Source organism: Rhodoferax sp. GW821-FHT10B06 (genome assembly GCF_059415605.1).
The window spans coordinates 1-20,383 of the sequence record NZ_JBWKNO010000031.1 but is presented as its reverse complement, the minus strand read 5'-3'; the positions used below and the strand labels follow the sequence as shown (position 1 = coordinate 20,383).

At 58.6% G+C, this 20,383-nt stretch carries 15 protein-coding genes; 3 read left to right on the top strand and 12 right to left on the bottom strand.

The annotated features are described in order from the left end of the window. Positions 1–325: 325 nt before the first annotated feature. From AC07O2_RS25800 to AC07O2_RS25780, 5 genes are all read right to left on the bottom strand, one after another. Positions 326–664 (bottom strand): copper-binding protein, encoded by a 339-nt coding sequence (locus AC07O2_RS25800; protein ID WP_495234969.1) that lies wholly within the window; start codon positions 662–664, stop codon positions 326–328. A 43-nt stretch (positions 665–707) separates the two neighbouring features. After that, the gene (locus AC07O2_RS25795) at positions 708–3,872 is read right to left on the bottom strand and encodes an efflux RND transporter permease subunit (RefSeq protein ID WP_495234968.1); all 3,165 of its coding nucleotides are present in this window, start codon (positions 3,870–3,872) and stop codon (positions 708–710) included. Next, positions 3,869–5,347, bottom strand: a complete 1,479-nt coding sequence (locus tag AC07O2_RS25790) for an efflux RND transporter periplasmic adaptor subunit (RefSeq protein ID WP_495234967.1) — start codon at positions 5,345–5,347, stop codon at positions 3,869–3,871. The genes AC07O2_RS25795 and AC07O2_RS25790 overlap by 4 nt, the downstream gene beginning before the upstream one ends. After that, positions 5,344–6,576 carry a TolC family protein gene (locus AC07O2_RS25785; RefSeq protein WP_495234966.1) on the bottom strand — a complete coding sequence of 411 codons (1,233 nt, stop codon included), beginning with the start codon at positions 6,574–6,576 and terminating at the stop codon, positions 5,344–5,346. Before AC07O2_RS25785 ends, AC07O2_RS25790 begins: the two co-directional genes overlap by 4 nt. A gap of 77 nt (positions 6,577–6,653) precedes the next feature. Beyond that, the gene (locus tag AC07O2_RS25780) at positions 6,654–7,010 is read right to left on the bottom strand and encodes a hypothetical protein (RefSeq protein WP_495234965.1); all 357 of its coding nucleotides are present in this window, start codon (positions 7,008–7,010) and stop codon (positions 6,654–6,656) included. 380 nt (positions 7,011–7,390) lie between these two features. On the opposite strand from AC07O2_RS25780, the gene AC07O2_RS25775 reads away from it, so the two are divergent. Beyond that, positions 7,391–7,813: a MarR family winged helix-turn-helix transcriptional regulator gene (locus tag AC07O2_RS25775; RefSeq protein WP_495099437.1), complete on the top strand. Its 423-nt coding sequence runs from the start codon at positions 7,391–7,393 to the stop codon at positions 7,811–7,813. After that, positions 7,810–8,274: a hypothetical protein gene (locus tag AC07O2_RS25770; protein ID WP_495234964.1), complete on the top strand. Its 465-nt coding sequence runs from the start codon at positions 7,810–7,812 to the stop codon at positions 8,272–8,274. The genes AC07O2_RS25775 and AC07O2_RS25770 overlap by 4 nt, the downstream gene beginning before the upstream one ends. A 248-nt stretch (positions 8,275–8,522) precedes the next feature. Here AC07O2_RS25770 and AC07O2_RS25765 read toward each other — a convergent pair whose 3' ends face one another. The 7 genes from AC07O2_RS25765 to AC07O2_RS25735 all read right to left on the bottom strand — a co-directional run bounded on the left by AC07O2_RS25765 (position 8,523) and on the right by AC07O2_RS25735 (position 19,881). Beyond that, positions 8,523–10,295 carry a methyl-accepting chemotaxis protein gene (locus tag AC07O2_RS25765; RefSeq protein ID WP_495234963.1) on the bottom strand — a complete coding sequence of 591 codons (1,773 nt, stop codon included), beginning with the start codon at positions 10,293–10,295 and terminating at the stop codon, positions 8,523–8,525. A 192-nt stretch (positions 10,296–10,487) separates the two neighbouring features. Then, positions 10,488–12,044, bottom strand: coding sequence for a methyl-accepting chemotaxis protein (locus tag AC07O2_RS25760; RefSeq protein WP_495234962.1), 1,557 nt, complete (start codon positions 12,042–12,044; stop codon positions 10,488–10,490). 114 nt (positions 12,045–12,158) lie between these two features. Continuing rightward, on the bottom strand, positions 12,159–13,562 hold the full coding sequence (locus AC07O2_RS25755) for a heavy metal sensor histidine kinase (RefSeq protein ID WP_495234961.1): 1,404 nt from the start codon (positions 13,560–13,562) through the stop codon (positions 12,159–12,161). Further along, positions 13,546–14,238 (bottom strand): heavy metal response regulator transcription factor, encoded by a 693-nt coding sequence (locus AC07O2_RS25750; RefSeq protein WP_495234960.1) that lies wholly within the window; start codon positions 14,236–14,238, stop codon positions 13,546–13,548. Before AC07O2_RS25750 ends, AC07O2_RS25755 begins: the two co-directional genes overlap by 17 nt. A gap of 3 nt (positions 14,239–14,241) precedes the next feature. After that, entirely contained in the window at positions 14,242–17,346 is a 3,105-nt protein-coding gene (locus AC07O2_RS25745) for an efflux RND transporter permease subunit (protein ID WP_495234959.1), read from the bottom strand. Further along, on the bottom strand, positions 17,343–18,512 hold the full coding sequence (locus tag AC07O2_RS25740; protein WP_495234958.1) for an efflux RND transporter periplasmic adaptor subunit: 1,170 nt from the start codon (positions 18,510–18,512) through the stop codon (positions 17,343–17,345). The genes AC07O2_RS25745 and AC07O2_RS25740 overlap by 4 nt, the downstream gene beginning before the upstream one ends. Positions 18,513–18,522: 10 nt before the next feature. Further along, entirely contained in the window at positions 18,523–19,881 is a 1,359-nt protein-coding gene (locus tag AC07O2_RS25735; RefSeq protein WP_495234957.1) for a TolC family protein, read from the bottom strand. Positions 19,882–20,126: 245 nt separating this feature from the next. On the opposite strand from AC07O2_RS25735, the gene AC07O2_RS25730 reads away from it, so the two are divergent. Further along, on the top strand, positions 20,127–20,383 hold a 257-nt coding region (locus AC07O2_RS25730; RefSeq protein ID WP_495077058.1), incomplete at its 3' end, for a hypothetical protein.

Here is a 20,383-nt window from a genome sequence, read left to right as displayed (position 1 = left end):
CGATACATCGCCGCGTCGGCGTTCATCAACAGGGTCTCAACATCCTGCCCGTCGTCCGGAAACAGGCTGATACCGATATCTGGTGAAGAGTCCAGCCATCTCTCCAGCGCTCCCACATCATTGCCTTCTGGGTATTCGTGTAGTAAGTCCGTGTCCGATACTGCATATGCAACACTCCTTCTGCCTAAGCAGGGGTAGTGTGTTGCATTGACCGGTTGAATCCGCCGCTGATAGCTGCCGTTTGCTATGAGCCTGTTGTTCGGCGGCTGTCGACCAGGAGCAGACAGTCGAGGTCAAACCCTGTCGTATGGGTCACCGCCCAGCCTCAGTGTATAACTTCAATCTTGGTGATGGTCGCCTTTCCCTTCACCATATCTGCGTTGAAGCGGACTTTATCGCCTAGCTTGAGCCGGTCCAGTGTTTGCGGGTCCGCGTTGAATCCCATGGTCATCGCAGGCATTCCCAGATTGAGGATGTCTCCATGCTTGAGCACGACCAAGGCCTGAGGTTTGTCGATTTTCTTGACCTCACCCTCGGTTGGGGGCATGGCGGCAGCGGAAGTGGATGGTGCGGCTTGCATGGGCTTCATCCCCGAAGAGGTTTGCGCATGTGCGACGCTAGTTGTGAGCAAAGCTACGGTGACAACGGTCTGTAGAAGTTTCATTGGGGTCTTTCCGGTAATAAAAATGGATACAAGGGTTGGCAGCTCAAGCCGCCGACGGGGTCAAAGGGGTTTGCCGAAGCTCGGACGAAACGGAACGCCTTCGGTGCAGTAGGTACCAAGCTGCAGGCATGACGAGCATGCTCAGCAGGGGCGCTGTCACCATGCCTCCGACCATGGGGGCGGCAATCCGAGTCATCACCTCCGAGCCGGTGCCACTGCCCCACAGAATAGGCAACAGGCCGGCCATCACCACCGCCACCGTCATCGCCTTGGGGCGCACGCGCAGCACAGCACCTTCGCGGATGGCTGCCAGCAAGGTGGTGTCATCCATGGGCTCCCCCGTCTCTAGCCGTCGGTTCAGCGCGTTCTTCAGGTAGACCAGCATCACCACGCCGAATTCGGCCGCTACCCCTGCCAGTGCAATGAACCCGACTGCGGTGGCCACCGACACGGAATGCCCCAGTGTCCATACCAGCCAAAACCCCCCGATGAGAGAAAACGGCACAGCCGCCATCACCAGCGCAGCATCGGTGAACGATACAAACAACAGGTAAAGCAGCACAAATATGACCGCCAAAGTCACCGGAATGACCAGCTTGAGCCGCTCGGTCGCGCGCTCCATATATTCAAACTGGCCGGACCACGACACGGCATAGCCTGCCGGCAAGACCACGGCCTTGGCGACCGCCTCCTGCATGTCGTGCACCACCGAGCGCAGGTCTCGCCCTCGCACGTCCACATAGACCCAGCCGGACAGGCGGGCATTCTCGCTGCGCAGCATCGGCGGACCTTCTGCGATGGTGATTTTGGCGACCTCCTGCAGCAGCAGCTGGGCGCCCTTGTCCGTCACGAAGGGCAATTCGCGCAGGCGCTCCAGCGAGTCGCGCACCTCCCGGGGGTAGCGCACGTTGATGGGATAGCGCTCGCGTCCCTGGATGACTTCGCCGACGTTGTCGCCGCCGATGGCGGTGGAGACCACGGCCTGCACATCCGCCACTGACAATCCATAACGTGCAGCTGCCAGGCGGTCTACCTCGGCATCGATATAACGGCCACCGGTGAGCCGTTCCGCCAGCGCGGACGAGACACCGGGCACATTCTTCACAGCGGCCTCCATTTGCGTGGTCAACCGGTCGATGGTGGCGAGGTCGGCCCCGGCCACCTTGATGCCGACCGGACTCTTGATGCCAGTGGCCAGCATGTCGATACGGTTGCGGATGGGGGGCACCCAAACATTGGTCAATCCCGGTACCTTGACTGCCCGGTCCAGTTCCTCCACCAGTTTGTCCGGCGTCATGCCCACGCGCCATTGCGCACGCGGCTTGAACTGGATAGTGGTCTCGAACATCTCCAGCGGCGCAGGGTCGGTCGCGGTGTCCGCACGGCCCGCCTTGCCGAAGACATGGTCCACCTCAGGCACGGTCTTGATGAGCCGGTCCGTCTGCTGCAGCAGCGTGGCTGCCTTGGAAACAGACAGGCCAGGCAGTGCCGATGGCATATACAGCAGGTCGCCTTCGTCCAGGGCAGGCATGAACTCCCCACCCAGGCGCAGAACCGGAATGGCCGTGAGTGCCAGCAGCACAGCGGCTATCGCCAGCGTGGCTTTGGGGAAGCGCAGCACCGCTTCCAGCGCAGGCCGGTAGGCGACCATCAGAAAGCGATTCACCGGATTGGCCGCTTCATGCGGGATACGGCCGCGGATGAGGTAGCCCATCAGCACCGGAACCAAGGTTACAGATAGCCCGGCAGCCGCTGCCATGGCATAGGTTTTGGTAAACGCCAGCGGCGAGAACAAACGTCCTTCCTGGGCTTCCAGAGAGAACACCGGGACAAAGGACAGCGCAATCACCAGCAGCGAGAAGAACAAGGCTGGCCCCACTTCGACCGAGGCCGCGCCTACCAGTTGCCAGCGTTCTGCCGAGGTGGGCATGCGTCCATGTTGGACTTCAAACGCCTCCAGATGCTTATGGACGTTCTCCACCATGACGATGGCACCGTCCACCATGGCACCGATGCTGATGGCGATACCACCTAGCGACATGATGTTGGCGTTGACGCCTTGCCAGTGCATGACGATGAAGGCCGCGAGTATCCCAATAGGCAGAGCCACGACCGCCACCAGTGCCGAGCGCAGGTGGAACAGGAAGATGGCGCAGACCAGGGCCACCACCAGAAACTCCTCCAGCAGCTTGGAACGCAGGTTGTCCACCGCCCGGTCAATCAGCAGGGACCGGTCATAGGTGGGAATGACCTCTACCCCCGCAGGCAGGCCAGGTTTGAGCGCCTCCAGCTTGGCCTTCACCGCTTCGATGGTGCTGCGGGCATTCTTGCCGGAACGCATCACCACCACCCCTCCAGCGACTTCGCCTTCGCCATCCAGTTCGGCAATGCCGCGGCGCATCTCGGGACCGACTTGCACTGTGGCTACGTCGCGTAAGAGCACAGGGGTCGTGCCGGACACGGCCAGCGGAATGCTGCGGAAGTCGTCCAGCGATTGCAGGTAACCCCGCGAGCGCACCATGTACTCGGCCTCGGCCAGTTCGACCACGGAGCCGCCTGAGGCCTGGTTGGCTTTCTGCAGCCCTGTTACCACCATGCCTTGGGTGATGCCCAGCGCCCGCATGCGGTTGGGGTCGAGCACCACCTGGTACTGCCGCACCATGCCACCGATGCTGGCAACCTCGGCTACGTCCGGTACGGTTTTGAGTTCAAACTTCAGGAACCAATCGTTCAAGGCCCGCAGCTGCCCAATATCGCGCTGGCCAGTTCGGTCCACCAACGCGTACTGAAACACCCAACCGACCCCGGTGGCGTCTGGCCCCAGGGAGGCATTGGCACCTGCAGGCAGCTTGCTTTGCACCTGGTTCAGGTACTCCACCACCCTCGAGCGGGCCCAGTACGGGTCCGTCTTGTCGTCGAAAAGCACGTAGACAAAGGAATCGCCAAAGAACGAATAGCCGCGTACCGTCTTGGCGCCTGGTACGCTAAGCATCGTCGTTGTCAACGGATAGGTCACCAGGTCTTCCACCACCTGCGGTGCCTTGCCCGGATAGGGCGTGCGGATAATGACCTGCACATCCGACAGGTCTGGCAAGGCGTCCAGGCTGGTTTTGGAGACCGACCACAGACCTAGGGCCACCAGGAAGACCATGGCCATCAGCACCAGAAAGCGGTTGCCGACCGACCAGCGAATCAGCGCGGCAATCATGGCTTGGCTCCGGCAGGCAATGGCTGCACCTTGACCAAAGCGTAGCCGGAGGCACCACCTTCCTTGAATTCAAAGCGCACTCTGTCGCCTGGCTTGATGCCGGCAAAGGCCTGGGGTTCTGACTTGCCAAAGCCCATGGTCATGGACGGCCATTTGAGGGAAGCGATGGGGCCGTGCGAAATCGTGATGGCCTCGGCATTGATGCTTTCGACCTTGCCCTCACCCACATGGATTCCCGAGGTGGCAAGGGGAGCGGAAACCGGCGCAGCCATGCTACCCAGTACGGAGCGCAGGCTAGCTTCGGAATCGATAAGAAACTGGCCGCTGGCCACTACCTGTTCCCCTTCGCTGAGGCCTTGCAGGATTTCTGTCTCGTCACCCACATCCCGGCCTACAGACACCGCACGCGGCTCAAACGCTCCGTTCTCCTTGCGGACCATGACTACCACCCGTTTACCGGTGCGAATCACGGCCTCGGATGGCAGCACCAGGCTGGCCGCCTTGGGACCAGCAACCTGCAGGTTGAGCAGCATGCCGGGTGTCAGCTTGCCAGCCCGGTTGTCCACTTCGAAGCGTGCCTTGAGGGTGCGCGTGGCGGCGTTCACTTCGGGCAGGATTTCCTGTAGTTTCCCGCTGAAGGTTTGCGAGGCATCGGCCTGCAGAGTGACCGTCACGTTTTGTCCCGGGTTGAGGCGCAGCGCCTGGGCTTCCGGCACTTCGGCCACGGCCCACACTTTCTCCAGCCCGGCAATACGGAATAGCGTCATGCCGGGCGTCACAGCGACACCTTCCCGGATGCCCAATTCGGCCACCACGCCGCTAGCGGGTGCCGTCAGGGTGAAGCGCGCTTGCGCGGTGCCGGCTTCTTCGCTGCGCCGTACCAGGTCTGCCGGAATTGACATGGCACGCATCCGGTCACGCGCAGCGGCAATCAGGTCTGGCGAGACATTGGCGCGCTGGAGCGCCAGGAGTTCGTTTTGCGGTCCCAGCCATTCAGGGGCAAACACCGTGGCCAGTGCCTGGCCTTTGCGTACCCGCTCCATAGGTGCCCGTACCCCCAAATGCTCCACGTACCCGGCCACGCGGGTCTGGACTGCGACACCCAAGCGCTCGTCAAACTGCACGGTACCTACCGCATCGAACGTGGAAGGTAGTTCCACCCGGCGCACCATCGCATAGCGGATACCCAGGTTTTGCTGCACGGCTGCGCTGACGGTCACTCCAGTGGTGTTGTCCGCGTCTTGCGCGTACACCGGTACGAGCTGCATATCCATGAAGGGGGATTTGCCAGGCTTGTCAAAGCGTTGGCCGGGGACCATGGGGTCATGCCAGTACAAAACCTTGCCATTGCCGGAGGCCGTTGTCTCCGTGGACGGAGCCATGCTGGTGGGAGCCATGTGGCGGCCTGCAAGGAAACCACCGGCTGCTAATGCAGCACCTAGCAGAACAACAAGTGTAGTGTGGCGGGCCTTCATGGTGCGTCTCCCTGGCTTAGCGGTTTGTAGGCCAACTGGACCTGGGTTCTGGTCCAATCCCGCTGCAACGCCAGCAGCTTGCGTTGCACATCCACTTCGGCGTGCCGGGCTTCAAACAAGGTGGCGAGGTTGTCCTGGTTGGAGCCGTAAGCTGCGGTCGCTGCGGCTGTGCGCTGGGTGGCAGGGATAGCCACTGCGGTGCGGTAGCGCTCGATGCGCGTTTGCAGACGCCCGGCATCGCTGGCCAGGCGTCGGTACTCGGTGGTGGTATTGCGGATGGCTTCCGACAACTCAGCTTCGGTTTTTTCGACCATGGCCCACTTGGCGGCGGTTTCTCGGTCCTGGCGTTGCGATGGGGCAATCTGCAAAGGAATGGTGACGCCTACCGATACCATGTCCGAGTAGCCTGTGCGCTGACCGTAAGCCACTTCCCAGGTCCAGTTCGCCTGGCGGTTACTTGCTGCGACGGCAGCAGATTGACGTGCGACTTCCACATCCCGGCGTAGCGCCACGACTGTCGGGGCTGCTGCCACGTAGTCCGCTTCGGTCGGCCATGGCAGTTTGCCAATAACCTGTAGCTCTTCGTTTGCCATACCAGTCCAGCGCTGCAAGGCGAGCCTGGCGCTGGTTTGTTGCTGCAAAACCTCTGCCGTATCGTCTGCAGCCATGCCGCTGGCGGCGGTTAGCAATAAAACGTCCTGGCTGTTACCTGTAGACGAGGACAGCCGGGCACGGGACGCCGCCAATTCCTCATGGGCGTGGTGTTCCATCAGGGTGCTGAGCTTCAGCGACTCGCTGGCAAAGAACGCGTCCACATAGGCCAGTGCGGTTTGCAGGCGGGTGTCCGCCTGAGCGGTTTGTACTTGAATGGTTTCGCGAACGACGACGGCTTCGGCAGCCGCCTGGCGGGTGGCGCGCTTCCCGGCAGACAGCCATTCCTGGCTGATACCAATACGCTTCATCGTCATGGAGTCACTGGCAGTATGGAGCCGGTCAGGCCCCGTTACCGGGAGGTTCTCGATACCGACGCGCAAGCTCGGGTCAGGAAGCTGGCCTGCCGACAATGCCATGTGCTTGGCGCTGTCCACACCGGCCCGGGCCGAACGAGACGCTTCTGAACGTTGGACCGCCAAGTCGATGGCATCGCTAAGGGAAAGAGGTGCCGCTGCAACAAAGCACGGCAAAAATGCGGCGGCCCAAATGGCAGCACGCCCAAAAAACAGAGGCATAGGAGCTCCGAAAACGAACGAGGATGTCTGCTGGCGAGCAGAAAATCTGCGCCAGCGCCTGTTAGTTCACGGAGATATCAGACGCGAAGTCGGAGGGTAGAAAGGAAGATAGGGTCGGGAGGCGGTCGAGCTTCGGCGGTTGCCTCAACCGTCAGGGCTTCGGTGCTAGCAGCATCAAGTACCGCGGGTACAACCAGTACCTGGATGATGGCGAGCAGCGTGGGAGTTGCCACCTTTGCCTGCTCAACCGATTGCGGCGCATCCATCTTGAACTGGTGGCACAGCACAGGCTGGGCCATGTCCATGCCTTCGCAGGGTTCGCCCGCAGCCATTTTTTCCACCATAGCTGCCGCACCCGATGTGCTGGGACAGACGTAGTTCGCCAACGCCAGCTGTGAAAACAGCAGCGACAGGACCACCAGGAATGTGGTCATGCAGCGGTGGGCTGAGCGGTGGAAGGACATTTATGGGGAAGTGTAGCGCTACCTTGCAGAGTATGGGGCTGCGCTAGAGTTCCCTAGCCAGAGCAACAACTCAGAACGTCCGGGGAGTGGCTGTCCTGGTCAGTCAGTTGCCGATAATTTGAGTCAACGTAAATAAATGTTTGAGTGTTTTCACACAGCCTCGGCCCATAGCGGACAGTCTGGGCTCAGCGGGAACCATTCGTTACGTGATCGGCTAATTTTCGTGAACTTGCGCACCCATATTGACAACTAGTTTCCAATAATGGAAACTAGTTGTCATGAATCGGAAAAATCCAGTTCCTTCTGCACCCAACCTAGGCGCCGTAGCCGTCACCCAGCTGGTGCTATCCGTGTTTCGCCTGAACGGCGTGCTGTTGCAGTGGGGCGACCAGTTGGTCGCGCCGCTCGGTCTGACCAGCGCGCGCTGGCAGATGCTGGGCGCCATAGCGCTGGCCGGCACGCCACTGACCGCCCCTCAGGTGGGCGAAGCGATGGGCGTCACGCGGCAGGGCGCGCAAAAGCAACTCAATCTGCTGCTCGAACAGGGGCTTGCCGAGGCTCATCCGAATCCAGCGCATCGGCGTTCGCCGCTTTACGCCTTGACGCCACAAGGTTTGGCCCTATACCGCAAGGCCGATGCCATCTGGACCGCTCAAGCTGCCGAATTGGCTGCGCTGATACCTGCTGCCCAATCCAGCACTGTCACCCAAACGCTCCAATCAATGCTGCGCGAGCTGCAGACCGTCAACCCCTCTTCAGAGGTCAAATCATGAAATCGAAATTCCATGCAATCTTCGGATCTGTCGCGCTGCTTTGCATCACCACGTTCTGGCTATCGACCGTCGTGTCGGAGTTCTTCATGGATCAGGCAAGTGTCGCTGCCGTCAAGAATGCGGTGTTGAGCGGTATGTGGCTATTGACCCCGTCGATGGCTGCCACGGGCGGTAGTGGCTTTTCACTTGCGAAGGGTCGTGGCGGTCGCCTCGTCAGTGTCAAGGGCCAACGCATGAAGATGGTGGCAGCTAACGGCCTGTTGGTGCTGCTGCCCAGCGCTTTCGTGCTGGCATCGTGGGCCAATGCCGGTCGTTTCGACGGCGTTTTCTATGCATTGCAAGGTTTGGAGCTGCTGGCGGGGGCAGTGAACTTTTCACTCATCGTGATGAACATGCGCGATGGCCTCAAACTCAGAGGTCGGCTCACACCCAAGCGACCTGTACCCGGGGCATCCCGTTGACCTTGCCTGTCGAGGCAATGTTCAAAATGATGTAAACACACAGGTTGAACGTCTTTGACTAGAGTGGGGATGCAAAATGGACGACCGCTCTTGGCCGATAGTACCTATTCGCCAAGCGCCTGCCAACGACCGTACCCAGCCTGAAGCGGCCCTCGAAGAGGGCGCATTTCGTTCATGGTCTGCGCCAGAGCCAATAGCGCGGACTTTTCATTGTCCGCTCTCTTCTTCTTCAGGGTTTTGCGCCGACATCAGAAGCTGCTCCACTCGCCCTCGCTTTGTCCCGCGGAAGTGCGTGGTAAAGCTTTGGGCACATGGGATGGAGCTGCCACCTTGGACTTCGTCGCCAAGTTGCGGGTGCCGGAAACTGCCTGTTGCACGGGACGAGGTAGCGCTCGCTTGAGAGGCGATGCTGTTTGCGTCGCCCCTTGAGCAGGTGCACCTGCGCGGATACTGTGCCCGCTCTTGACGCCAGCGGGCAGCTTGAACACGGCTACCGTGCTGACCAACTCCTCGGCCTGGGTCTTCAAGCTGCCAGCCGCCGCCGCCATTTGCTCCACCAGCGCCGCATTCTGCTGCGTGGCCTGGTCCATCTGAACCACCGCTTCGCCAACCTGTGACACACCGGTACTCTGCTCAGAACTGGCTGCGCTGATTTCACCCATGAGGTCCGTGACTTGTTTGATAGATCCCACCACCTCGGCCATGGTGACACCCGCCTGGTCCACCAGCACCGTGCCCTGCTCAACACGCGCCACACTGGCGCCTATGAGTTCCTTGATTTCTTTGGCCGCTTGGGCGGAGCGGCCGGCTAAGCTGCGCACTTCCGATGCCACCACCGCGAAGCCACGTCCCTGCTCGCCTGCACGGGCCGCTTCCACCGCCGCATTCAGCGCCAGGATATTGGTCTGGAAGGCAATACCGTCGATCACACTGATGATGTCGGAGATCTTGCGCGAAGAGTCGTTGATCTCTTTCATGGTGTGCACCACCTGGGCGACAGCATCACCACCTTTGACAGCCACCGTGCTGGCATTCAGCGCCAGTTGATTGGCCTGCCGTGCGTTGTCCGCGTTGTGTTTGACGGTGGAACTGAGTTGCTCCATCGAGGCCGCGGTTTCTTCCAGGGCGCTGGCCTGCTGCTCGGTACGGGCCGATAGGTCGTGGTTACCCTGTGCGATTTCAGCGCTGGCTGTCGCCACGCTATCTGACCCTTGGCGCACATTGGCCACCACAAGCATCAAACTGGCGCGCATCGCTTCCAGCGCTTGCAGCAACTGAGCAGTTTCATCCGTCCCATGGGCATGCAATGCCATCGTCATATCACCTTGGGCAATATTGTTGGCAGCCTGGACGGCGTCTCCAATCGGACGCGCAATCGCGCGTGCAATCAAAATAGCCAAGACAACAGCCATGACCACGGCGACCGCGATACTGGCAAGCACCATCAGACGGGCGTTACCGTAGGTGGCTTTTGCCTCTTCCCACGAGGAGTCCCCCTCTTTTTTGTTGTAGTCACTCAAGTCTTGGATATTTTTGAGGGTCGCAGTGAAGGCATTTTGGGAGTCGCCATTGAATATCTTGGCAGTTTCCTCTGCGGCTTCAGTGCCTTTGCGAGAAATGGGGCGCAGCTTGTCCCACTGCGCATACCATGCATCACGGTGCTCTTTGTAGCTAGCCCATGCCTTGGTTTCGAACTCGGAGTTAAACAGCGGTATGGCCACGGGCTCCAAATCCACCAGCTTTTTGCGGATGCTGGCTATATCAGCCTCCCTTGCATCCATTTCGTTAGTGTCGCTAGACAAGACATGGCGGGCTTCAAGGTGGCGGACTTGGTTGAGCAGGCTTTGAATTTGCGCCGCCATCTCAACACTGGGTAAGTTGTTGGCGGCAAGCTGCTCTGCAGTTTGTGCCACGTTTGCGAGTTGGATCAACGCCATCGTACCCAGCGCAAAAACCAAGGCCACGATGATGCCAAAGCCCATACCGATCTTGGCGCTGATCTTAAAGTTGGATAGATTCATTTTTTCTTTCCGGATAGACAACATATGACATTCAGGCTTTCAGCTGTAGACCGCAGCCGTACGCGCCAAATCCGCTGGCTGGATGCTCAAGCCACGGTTTCCGTCAATGCCTCGATTTCGTTTGCCGCTCGCAATATCACCGTGCAGACCGCTATGGCAAGAGCCTAGTCAAACGTCACCAGACCACACTAGCTAGCTGCTGGTACCCAGCTTGAAAGCGGCCACCGACTGCAGCAATTGCTGTGCCTGAAAACTCAGGCTACCGGCGGCGGCGGCACTTTCTTCGACCAGGGCGGCGTTTTGTTGCGTGACCTGGTCCATCTGGGTAATGGCTGTGCCCACTTGTGCCACGCCCTGGCTTTGTTCGGTACTGGCGGCGCTGACTTCGCCAATGATGTCGGTCACGCGTCGGATGGAGGCCACGACTTCGGTCATGGTGCTGCCGGCCTTGGCCACCAGGGCCGTGCCCTGGTCTACCTGGCTTACGCTGTTGTCGATCAGTACCTTGATTTCCTTGGCGGCGGTGGCGCTGCGCTGGGCCAGGTTACGCACTTCGCTGGCGACCACGGCAAAACCGCGGCCTTGTTCACCGGCACGTGCGGCCTCCACGGCGGCGTTCAACGCCAGGATATTGGTCTGGAAGGCGATGCCGTCGATCACGCTGATGATGTCGGAGATCTTCTTCGAGCTGTCGTTGATGCCCTTCATGGTCTCTACCACCTGGCTGACCACTTCGCCACCTTGGATGGCGACAGTCGATGCGCTGGCGGCCAATTGGTTCGCCTGGAGGGCGTTATCGGCGTTGTGCTTGACGGTGCTGGACAGTTCTTCCATCGAAGCGGCGGTTTGCTCCAATGCGCTGGCCTGCTGCTCGGTACGACCGGACAAGTCGCTATTGCCTTGCGCAATTTCTGCACTGGCGGTGGTGACACCTTCTGCACCCTCACGCACTTCGGATACCACTTTTACCAGGCTTGCCTGCATGTCTTGCAATGCGTTGAGCAACTGCCCAATTTCATCTTTCGACATCGATACGATATGACCACTCAGGTCACCCATGGCGACCCGTCTGGCAATTTCGACAGCTTGGCTGATAGGACGCGACATGGTCCGCGCCAACCACAGCGCCAGCAGCAAGCCAATCACCACATTGGCGACGAGCAAACCAATAATCCAGGATCGTGACGCGCCATAGGTAGCAATGGCGGCGGCTTCCGAATCCACGCCACGCTCCTCATTGGTTTTCACCATCTTGTCAATTTGGGCGTTGAGCTTTCGATACAGCAAGGTCGAATTGGCGCGAATCAGCAGGCGCGCCTCTTCTTTTTTATTGTCACCAGACAAGGCGACAACTTGCTTGTCTTCATCGGCATAGGCAGCCAAGGTCTGGCTAAATTCCTGCGACAAATCTTTGTCGGCCTGGGTGGTGTGCGTTGCATCGTAGGCAGCCTGGTATTTCTTCAGCTCTGCCATCCGCACCGTCAGGCTTTGCGCTTCATCCAAAAGCACGTCATCTTCATGCGCCAAGATATGTTGAAGCTCAGAGAGACGGTAGCGGGCCAGGGTCACCTTCATCTTGAGGGCATTGCTGATGTTAGGCAGCCAGTTCGAGGCGATCACGGTAGAGGTTTGACTCACTGCCGATAGCTGGGTTATGGAAAAAACTCCCACAATTACCGACAAAATGAGCATGGCCAAAAAACCCACGACCAGCTTGTTTGCGATTCTTAAATTGGAAAACCATTTCATATTGACGCCTACTTTTTTGAAAATTTGTCAAACCATCCCTGCTGGAATAACTAGGAAGAATTGAAATTGAAGTGCAATGCCAGGGATAAATGCATCCAACTTGGCGTTGTGACTTCATAACCGAAGCGGCAGCCAGAATGCAAAACGGGAACCCACCCCCGGTGTGCTTTGCACAGTCACCTTCCCTGCGTGCAACTCCGCAATCGACGACACAACGGCCAGGCCCAAGCCGGTGCGATCACCCGAACTGCGCGCTGTATCGACACGGTAAAACCGCTCAAAAATATGCGGCAGATGTTCGGCCTCGATGCCACAACCCGTGTCACTGACAGCGATTTCAACACCGTCTTCAAATGATTTAGCAGTCAAGCTGATCCGTCCGCCAGGGGCCGTGTGGTGTAGCGCGTTAGACACCAGATTCGACAGCGCATTACGCAACAACATAGGATCGGCTGACACCCAGCCCTCACCAGCGACCTCCAAGGTGACACCATGCTCATCAGCCACTGCCTCATAAGTTTCGGCGATCTGTTCAAGCTGCGTCTTCAGCGAGATGCTTTCGAAATTCAATACCTGCTTGGCTTCGTCCGCACGCGCCAGGAACAGCATGGACGACACCATGCGCGAAAGCCGGTCGCCTTCTTCCACCACCACGGCTAAAGTATCCTGGTACTCGCCAATAGTGCGCTCTCGCGACAACATGACGCCGGCAGCAGCCACCAGATTGGTGATAGGCGAGCGGAATTCGTGCGCCAGGTCCGAAGAAAATCGAGACAGCTGCTCGAATGCCGCCTGCAAGCGACACAGCATGCCGTCGAAAGACTGGGCCAGCAGGCGCAGATCCGCAGGCCACACCTGGCTATCAATACGCGCATCGAGCTTGCTAGCGTTGATATTGCCAATAGCCTCCGTCATGATCCGCAGAGGCCTCAGGCCGCGGCGGACCAGGTATGCGGCAAACGCACAGGCCACCAGCATCGCTGCTCCCACAACGAACAATAACCACCGTCCGAACGTCTCTATGAGCTCTTGACTGTCGGTAACGTCGTAAGCTGCTTGCAGCTGCCAAATGTCACCGGACGGGGTAGCAACCAAGCCGGCCGCGAGCATGTAGCGCCCATGCTCTGAGCCGCGTCGCAAGACGAACTGCCGCACCGGTGGGCGAGGTTTCGGCGCCGGAAAGGCCGCTTCGGGAATTGCCATATTCGACGAAACACTGAACACGTGCCCATCCGGTGCGAGCAATCGCAGAGAAAGATCCTTGTCCCGTTCCGTGTGCTCAGCCCATTCCTTCTGCCAACGGTCAGGGCCTTCGCCTACATCCATCGCCCGCACGATGGCAGACTCGATGTCCATGATGGACCGGATATTGGCTTCATCCTTTTCCCACAGTTGGTGCGTGAGCAGCTGATAAAGCGCCCATCCCACAACGCAAAGGATGATCGTGGTAGCGCCGAACACATAGGCGGTAAGCCTTATGCCCAACGACCAGCAACGCGGATCAAGCCTGCGGTACATCAAGCATATACCCCGCACCCCGCACCGTATGCAGCATCTTGGTCGGGTACGGATCGTCAATCTTCACGCGCAGCCTTTTGATAGCGACCTCAACCAGATTGGAGTCCGAATCAAAATTCATCTCCCACACACGGGATGCCAGCACCGTACGAGACTGAACTTCGCCCGGAAAACTCATGAGATGGCGAAGCAATGCAAACTCCTTACTGGTCAACTCGATCTTGTCCGCACCACGAGTCACGCGGCGTTTCAAAAGATCCAGAGATAGATCTCCCACGCACAGTACATTCGAAGATACGTGAGATGAAGATGGAGTGTGGCGTCGCAAAATGGCCCGTACGCGTGCCAACAGTTCCGGGTACGCATACGGCTTGACCAGATAGTCGTCTGCGCCTGCCTCCAAACCCCGCACACGATCGTCAATATCATCGCGGGCCGTGAGGAAAAGAACTGGCGTTGCGCGTCCAGCCTTGCGGGCAGTTTCCAGAATGCTCCAACCGTCCAAACCCGGCAGCATGATGTCCAGGATGGCCAGGTCGTAGTCAACGGTAAGCATTAAATGCAGCCCGTCAGGACCATTGAGCGCCACGTCAACAATCAAGCCGGCCTCGCCCATCCCCTTGGAGAGGTAGCGCGCGGCAGTCGCCTGGTCTTCAACCAACAAAATGCGAGGCATAGCTCAACCTGGTCCATCCGCTATCAGAGTGGCGCTTTCCAAAGATGCCTCGGTGGGTACCACGTGCTTCCGCCCCCAGGAAAATTGGTCAAACCATATGTACAAAACCGGCGTGACAAACAGTGTGATCAGTTGGGAGAGCAATAAGCCGCCCACGATGGCCACGCCAAGAGGTTGGCGCAATTCTGCACCAGCCCCAAGGCCCCACGCGATGGGAAGTACACCCATCAACGCGCACATGGTTGTCATCATGATGGGCCGGAAACGCTGCTTGCAGGCCAGCCTGATGGCATCGACCGAGGTCAGCCCCTGCTCGCGGCGCGCCGAGATGGCGAAGTCGATCATCATGATGGCGTTCTTCTTCACGATACCGATGAGCAGCAAAATCCCGATCATGGCGATGAAGCTCACCTCCATGCCAGCCATGCGCAGGCCCAGCAGCGCGCCCACCATCGCCGAAGGAATCCCTAGCAGAATCGTCACGGGGTGGATCCAGCTCTCATACAGCATGCCAAGAATGACGTAGATGACCGCAATGGCCGTCAGAATCAACCACAGCTGCGAAGTCTGAGACTGCTGAAACAATGCAGCTTGGCCACTAAAGGAGCCAAAAATCGTTGCTGGCATGTTCAATTGAACCTGGGCTGCGTTGATTGCCGCCGCCGCATCCGACAAGGATTTGCCCGACGCTAGGTCAAAAGACAAGGTTACCGCAGGCAACTGCGCCTGATGGTTTACGGCAACCACACCCTTACCCCGAGTGACGGTGGCAAACGCACTGAGAGGAACCGCCTTACCCGTTGCACTTCGCACCTGGATAGCCAAGATATCGCTTTCGTCCTGTTTGTTCGCATCGGGAACCTCCAGGATGACCTGGTAGCTGTCTTCCGGCGCGTGGATGGTGGCCACTTGCCGACTTCCAAAGGCTCCATACAGTGTGGTGCGCACAGTGGCCAAATCCACGTCCATCTGCGCAGCTTTTTCACGGTCCACGGACAACTGTGCTTCCAAACCATTTTTCTGGAAATCGCTGTTCACTCCGACCAGCACATCCGAAGAGCGCAGAGCCTCGACCAATTTTTCGGCCCATTCATCCAATGCGTTCGGACTGACCGACTGCAAGGTGTATTGGTATGTGCTCTTGGACGACCGCCCGCCTACTCGAAGGTTCTGAACCGGGCTGAAAAAGACCCGGATACCGGGCAGATAACTGGTCTCCTGCCGCAACTGGCGTAGCACGGCATCCATGGAGGGACGCTGGCTGCGATCCTTCAAATCGATCACCAGCTGGGTTGTGTCGTGATCCACTTTGGTGGCAACACCTGCAACATTCGGGTCTTTCATGACGGACTGTTCGATCTGCTGAATCACGGCAAGGCGCCCAAAATAGGACATGTCCTGCGCAGTCTCCACGTTGGCCGTAATTTGTCCAATATCCTCTTGAGGAAAGAAGCCTTTGGGTGCGGTGACGTACAACCACCCGGTCAATGCGAAAGTCACCGCCCCCACCAGCAGCACCACATTGCGGTGGTGCAGGGCTGTATCCAGTGCCCGCACGTAAGCAGCGCGACTGCGCTCGAACGCCCGCTCGAAGAACTGACTCCACCAGGGCTCAGGCTTGTGCAGGGTAGCTTCTTTCAAGAGCATCGGAACCAGCATGGGAATGAGCGTCAAGGCCACCGCAGCTGACACCAAGATGGATATAGACACAACGACCGCGAACTCATGAAACAGCCGCCCCACGGTACCCGGCATAAAGAAGATCGGAATAAAGACAGCCACCAGCGAAATGGAAATCGACATGACCGTAAAGCCCACTTCACGCGCACCTTTGGCTGCAGCCTCCGCGGGAGACAGGCCGCGTTCAATGTAGACGATGATGGCTTCAAGAACGACGATAGCGTCATCCACCACCAGCCCCACCGCGATCGTCAAGCCCATCAAGGAAATATTGTCCAAGCTCAAGCCCAGGGCGTACATCAGTCCGAACGTGCTGAAGAGTGAAATGGGCACCGTCAATGACGGAATGAAGGTCGCGGCTATGCGCCGAAGAAACAGCAAAATCACCATCACCACCAAGCCTATGGTCAGCAGCATGGTGAGATTGACGTCGTGGATCGCGTTGCGGATGGAAATGGAGCGATCGCTCAAGGTCTGTATGGATACTGAGCTTGGCAGTTGCGCCTGCAGCCTCGGCAGAGTCGTTCGAATGGCATCGATCACCGCGACTGTGTTGGCGTCTGGTTGGCGACGCACATTCAACAGTATCGAAGGATGCCCATTGATGGCACTTGTGTTCTGCACATTCTCTATGCTATCCAGCACCGTTGCCACATCGGACAAACGGATCGATCGTCCCTGCCGAGTCGCAACGGTGACGCGGGAAAAGTCCGACGCCTTCATCAGATTGCCATTCATCTGCACCGTCAACATTTGCCGCCGGTTGTCGAGCTGACCAATCGGCGTATTCGAGTTCGCACTCTTGAGCGCGGCAGCCACTTCGTCCAGCGTGAGATCCACAGCTACCAGCTTTGCGGGGTCGGCCTGGATACGCACCGCATAGCGCTTCTGTCCCGTCACCTGCACTTGTGCCACGCCTGAAATGCTGGCAAGAGCGGGCACCACCAGATTGTCACTGTAGGCATTGAGGTCTGCGAACGACAGCATGGGAGAACTCAGCGCGACCAGCAAAATCGGCGCGTCCGCAGGATTGACCTTGCTGTAAGACGGCGGCGCAGGCAGCTCGCTAGGCAGCGAGCGTGTCGCACGGAATAAGGCTGCCTGCACGTCCGCGGCGGCCGAATCAATGTCCCGACTCGCATCGAACTCCAGCGTTACCTTGGTTTCACCCTGGATACTGGAAGAACTGGTCGTGATCAGACCTGGAATGGCAGAAAACTGCTTTTCTAGCGGCGTGGCCACCGAAGTCGCCATATTGTCGGGACTGGCCCCGGGCAAGTTCGCGCTGACCTGGATGGTTGGCGTATCGTATTTGGGCAAGGCGGAAATCGGCAGGTTCATCCAACATACAAAACCGGCAACCACCGCGCTGATCCAGAACAGCATGGTCGCAATCGGACGTTGCAGACATACCTGAGAAATACTCATGGCGCGCTCCCGCTCGCCGAAGTGACCGCACTCCCCGGTTCAGGCACCTTGGCCACGCGGACTTGCATGCCGGTTTTCAAGGTAAGTTGCCCTTCGGAAACGACATGCTCTCCGCCTTGAAGGCCCTCCACAATGGCGAGCTGGTCTTGCATGCGCAGCAAGTTGACAGCCACAGACGCGACCTTGTTCTGCCCATCCACCACAAAGACGAATTTCCCCTTGGGGCCATCCAGCACGCTTTGTGGTGGCAAGGTGACTGCGCCGCGGTTGACGCCCGCGACCAGCTGTATCTTTGCGTAGGCCCCTGGCCATAGCGCTTTTGCCGCGTTGGGAAATGACGCCTTCAGGCCAATAGTCCCAGTGTCTGTGTTCACTGTATTGTTTATGAATATCAGCTTACCCTCGACGGTTTTCCCACCTGGTGCCTCCAGAGCAATTTGTATGTTGTTATTCGCCCTTGCGGCGAGCACCTCCGAGAGATGAATTTCCGGTAGATTGAACTCCACGCCGATGGGGTCCACCTGGACCACGTTGACCAGCGCCGTTGCCGCTCCAGGCTGGGCCAAACTGCCCACGTGGGCCAACAGCGGTCCAGTCAGGCCGCTCATGGGTGCGGCGATCCGGGTATGGTCCACCAGGACTCTTGTATTCTCAATGTCGGCCTGTGCGGCGCGGTGCTGTGCCTGCAGCGACTCGACCTTGCTCAAACTGGTATCGACAGCGCTGGCCGAATAGAAGCGCGATTTCGCCAACTGCTGTGTGCGGGACAAATCTCGCTGAGCCTCGTCCAGCTGCGCCTTGGTCTGTGCCGCATTGGCCTGTGCCCGCGCCAACTGTGCCGCCACGTCGGTAGCGTCAATGGTGAACATCAATTGGCCGGCCTTCACCTCATCCCCTTCCTTGAAATGGATGGAGCGGATGATGCCGTTCGCTTGAGGCCGCACGTCCACCTGGGTCAACGCAACCAGATGTCCTTGTGCTCCGAGTTTGAGAGGCAGATCCCGTACCTGGGCTACTGCCACGCTGACCAAGGGGATTGCAGCAGGTGCGGACTTCTTGACAGGAGCTGTATTCCGGTAAAAAGCAATGACGCCCACACCCAAGACAAGTACCCCTACCAACCATGCCAACAGCACAGCAGGTCGCTTTTTAATGAACACAAACATAAGAATAGTCTCAGGGGTTGGTGATGCTGGAATTGACTTCACCAAGCACTACCTCGTTCAGTGCGCCCACCGTGGCAGCCAACTGCAAGCGGTTGAACATGAGGTCATAGCGCGCAGCAGACAGGCTGTAGAGCGTTTGGTAGTAAGTCTGCTCGGCGTTGAGTACGTCGATCGTGGTGCGCACGCCCGCTTCACGCCCAATCCGGTTGGAATTCACGGAGTTTTCACCTGATGCTCTGGCCCGATCAAGAGAAGCAATGCGCAGCACACCGTCGCGGATATTGTTGAAGTAGTTCATAGCCAGGCGCTCCGCGTCGCGTCGCGTAGCTTCTAGCAAGGCCGCTTGCTGGTCCTCCTGCGCTATCGCCTGGCGTAGCAATGAATTGCGACTTCCTCCGTCCCACAATGGGATCGACAGTTGGACACCGATGGATGCGCTGCGTGTGATGTCACGCCCCGCGGAACTGGCAATACTGCCTGTATCCAATTGGTTGCCGTAGTTGGCGAATAACGTGGCCACCGGTGACGATGCCAGCCGGTACTGGTCCACCGTGCGGTGCGCAATATCCACACCGAGCATGAGCAGCTGGACGTTCAGATTGGCATCTTTTGCCTGGCCTGCCAGTGCCGCGAGGTGCTCAGCATCGCCGGCTCGGTCCGCCAGCAGTGGGGACACCTCACCCAGTTGCGTGGGCTCCAATGCGGTCAGCTGTCGAAAAACACCAGACTTGTTGGCCAGATCCGTCTTGCCCGCGACTTCCGCCGCCACGATGCCGTCGTAGCGCGCTTGCGCGTCATCGGCATCGGTCACACTGGTCAAGCCCAGTTCGTACGACTGCTTGGCAAGCCCCAGCTGTTCACCGACCGCCTGCCTTTGTGCACCCGCCAAGCGAACATTGTCCCGAGCTAGCAGTACGTCAAAGTAGGCCTTTGCGACGCCCAATATGAGGTTCTGTTGTGCCTGGATGTATTGCACGCGCGCCTGCTCCGCTTCGCGGTACAAACGGTCGCGTTTGACAGCACTCGTGACGTCGTAGATCGGCTTTGACCAAACGATACTGGCGACGGCCTGCTGCCCTTGTTTCTGAGTACTGGCCTGTATGAGCTGATTGCCAGACTGGTAGTCCTTTCTGGCATCGTTTGCGCTGGCTACAAGGTCTACATGGGATGCAAAAATCGCGTCTGCCTGGGGGATTTTTTCTTGCGCTGCGTGCCATTCAGCCTCGGCGGCGGAAAATGTTGCGTCGTATGTGCGTGCAGCGCGCCAGGAGTCCAATAGATCTATGGCGCCAGCGCCCATTGCCCGCCACGCCAGGAGAAATATAAAGGCGGAGCGGATGCTCCTGGGCACGCGATTGATACGAAGCATGGATGCGCTGAGTTCCTGGTACTTCAACCAAATTTTATGGAGCGCACGCTAACAAAGCAGTGATGGATAGATTACAAATAAGTTATCTATTGAAACTTCTGTCGCAGCCCAGCCAAAAGCTCTTGCAAGGCCCCTGAGCAAAGGTTAGGCAACGGGGTGCGATGTGGAATTTACGTAGGCATTTCTACCCAGAACGGATGCTCGGGTTTCTCCTAGGATGCGGGCTCCAATCTTTAGGAGTTCCTATGTCCGTGTGCAAATTGCTTTCCGTGGCGGCCGCTGTCGCAGCCGTTGTTTCCCTGCCCCTGCCCGCTGCTGCGTTTGATGGCTGGCATCTGGATAACGCTACGGCGATTCCTGGCAAGGGCTCGGCCTGGGACTATGTGTCACTGGATGCCGCGCGCGGCCATCTGTTCATCGGTCGGCGCGGCGCGGGTCTGCAGGCCTACGATCTGGCCAAGCACAAGGCGCTGGGCATCATCGGTACGACGGCCAGCGATAG

Coding starts and splice junctions, on each gene's coding strand:
- AC07O2_RS25800 (WP_495234969.1), bottom strand. CDS start 664: ATGAAACTTCTACAGACCGTTGTCACCGTAGCTTTGCTCACAACTAGC.
- AC07O2_RS25795 (WP_495234968.1), bottom strand. CDS start 3,872: ATGATTGCCGCGCTGATTCGCTGGTCGGTCGGCAACCGCTTTCTGGTG.
- AC07O2_RS25790 (WP_495234967.1), bottom strand. CDS start 5,347: ATGAAGGCCCGCCACACTACACTTGTTGTTCTGCTAGGTGCTGCATTA.
- AC07O2_RS25785 (WP_495234966.1), bottom strand. CDS start 6,576: ATGCCTCTGTTTTTTGGGCGTGCTGCCATTTGGGCCGCCGCATTTTTG.
- AC07O2_RS25780 (WP_495234965.1), bottom strand. CDS start 7,010: ATGACCACATTCCTGGTGGTCCTGTCGCTGCTGTTTTCACAGCTGGCG.
- AC07O2_RS25770 (WP_495234964.1), top strand. CDS start 7,810: ATGAAATCGAAATTCCATGCAATCTTCGGATCTGTCGCGCTGCTTTGC.
- AC07O2_RS25765 (WP_495234963.1), bottom strand. CDS start 10,295: ATGAATCTATCCAACTTTAAGATCAGCGCCAAGATCGGTATGGGCTTT.
- AC07O2_RS25760 (WP_495234962.1), bottom strand. CDS start 12,044: ATGAAATGGTTTTCCAATTTAAGAATCGCAAACAAGCTGGTCGTGGGT.
- AC07O2_RS25755 (WP_495234961.1), bottom strand. CDS start 13,562: ATGTACCGCAGGCTTGATCCGCGTTGCTGGTCGTTGGGCATAAGGCTT.
- AC07O2_RS25750 (WP_495234960.1), bottom strand. CDS start 14,238: ATGCCTCGCATTTTGTTGGTTGAAGACCAGGCGACTGCCGCGCGCTAC.
- AC07O2_RS25745 (WP_495234959.1), bottom strand. CDS start 17,346: ATGAGTATTTCTCAGGTATGTCTGCAACGTCCGATTGCGACCATGCTG.
- AC07O2_RS25740 (WP_495234958.1), bottom strand. CDS start 18,512: ATGTTTGTGTTCATTAAAAAGCGACCTGCTGTGCTGTTGGCATGGTTG.
- AC07O2_RS25735 (WP_495234957.1), bottom strand. CDS start 19,881: ATGCTTCGTATCAATCGCGTGCCCAGGAGCATCCGCTCCGCCTTTATA.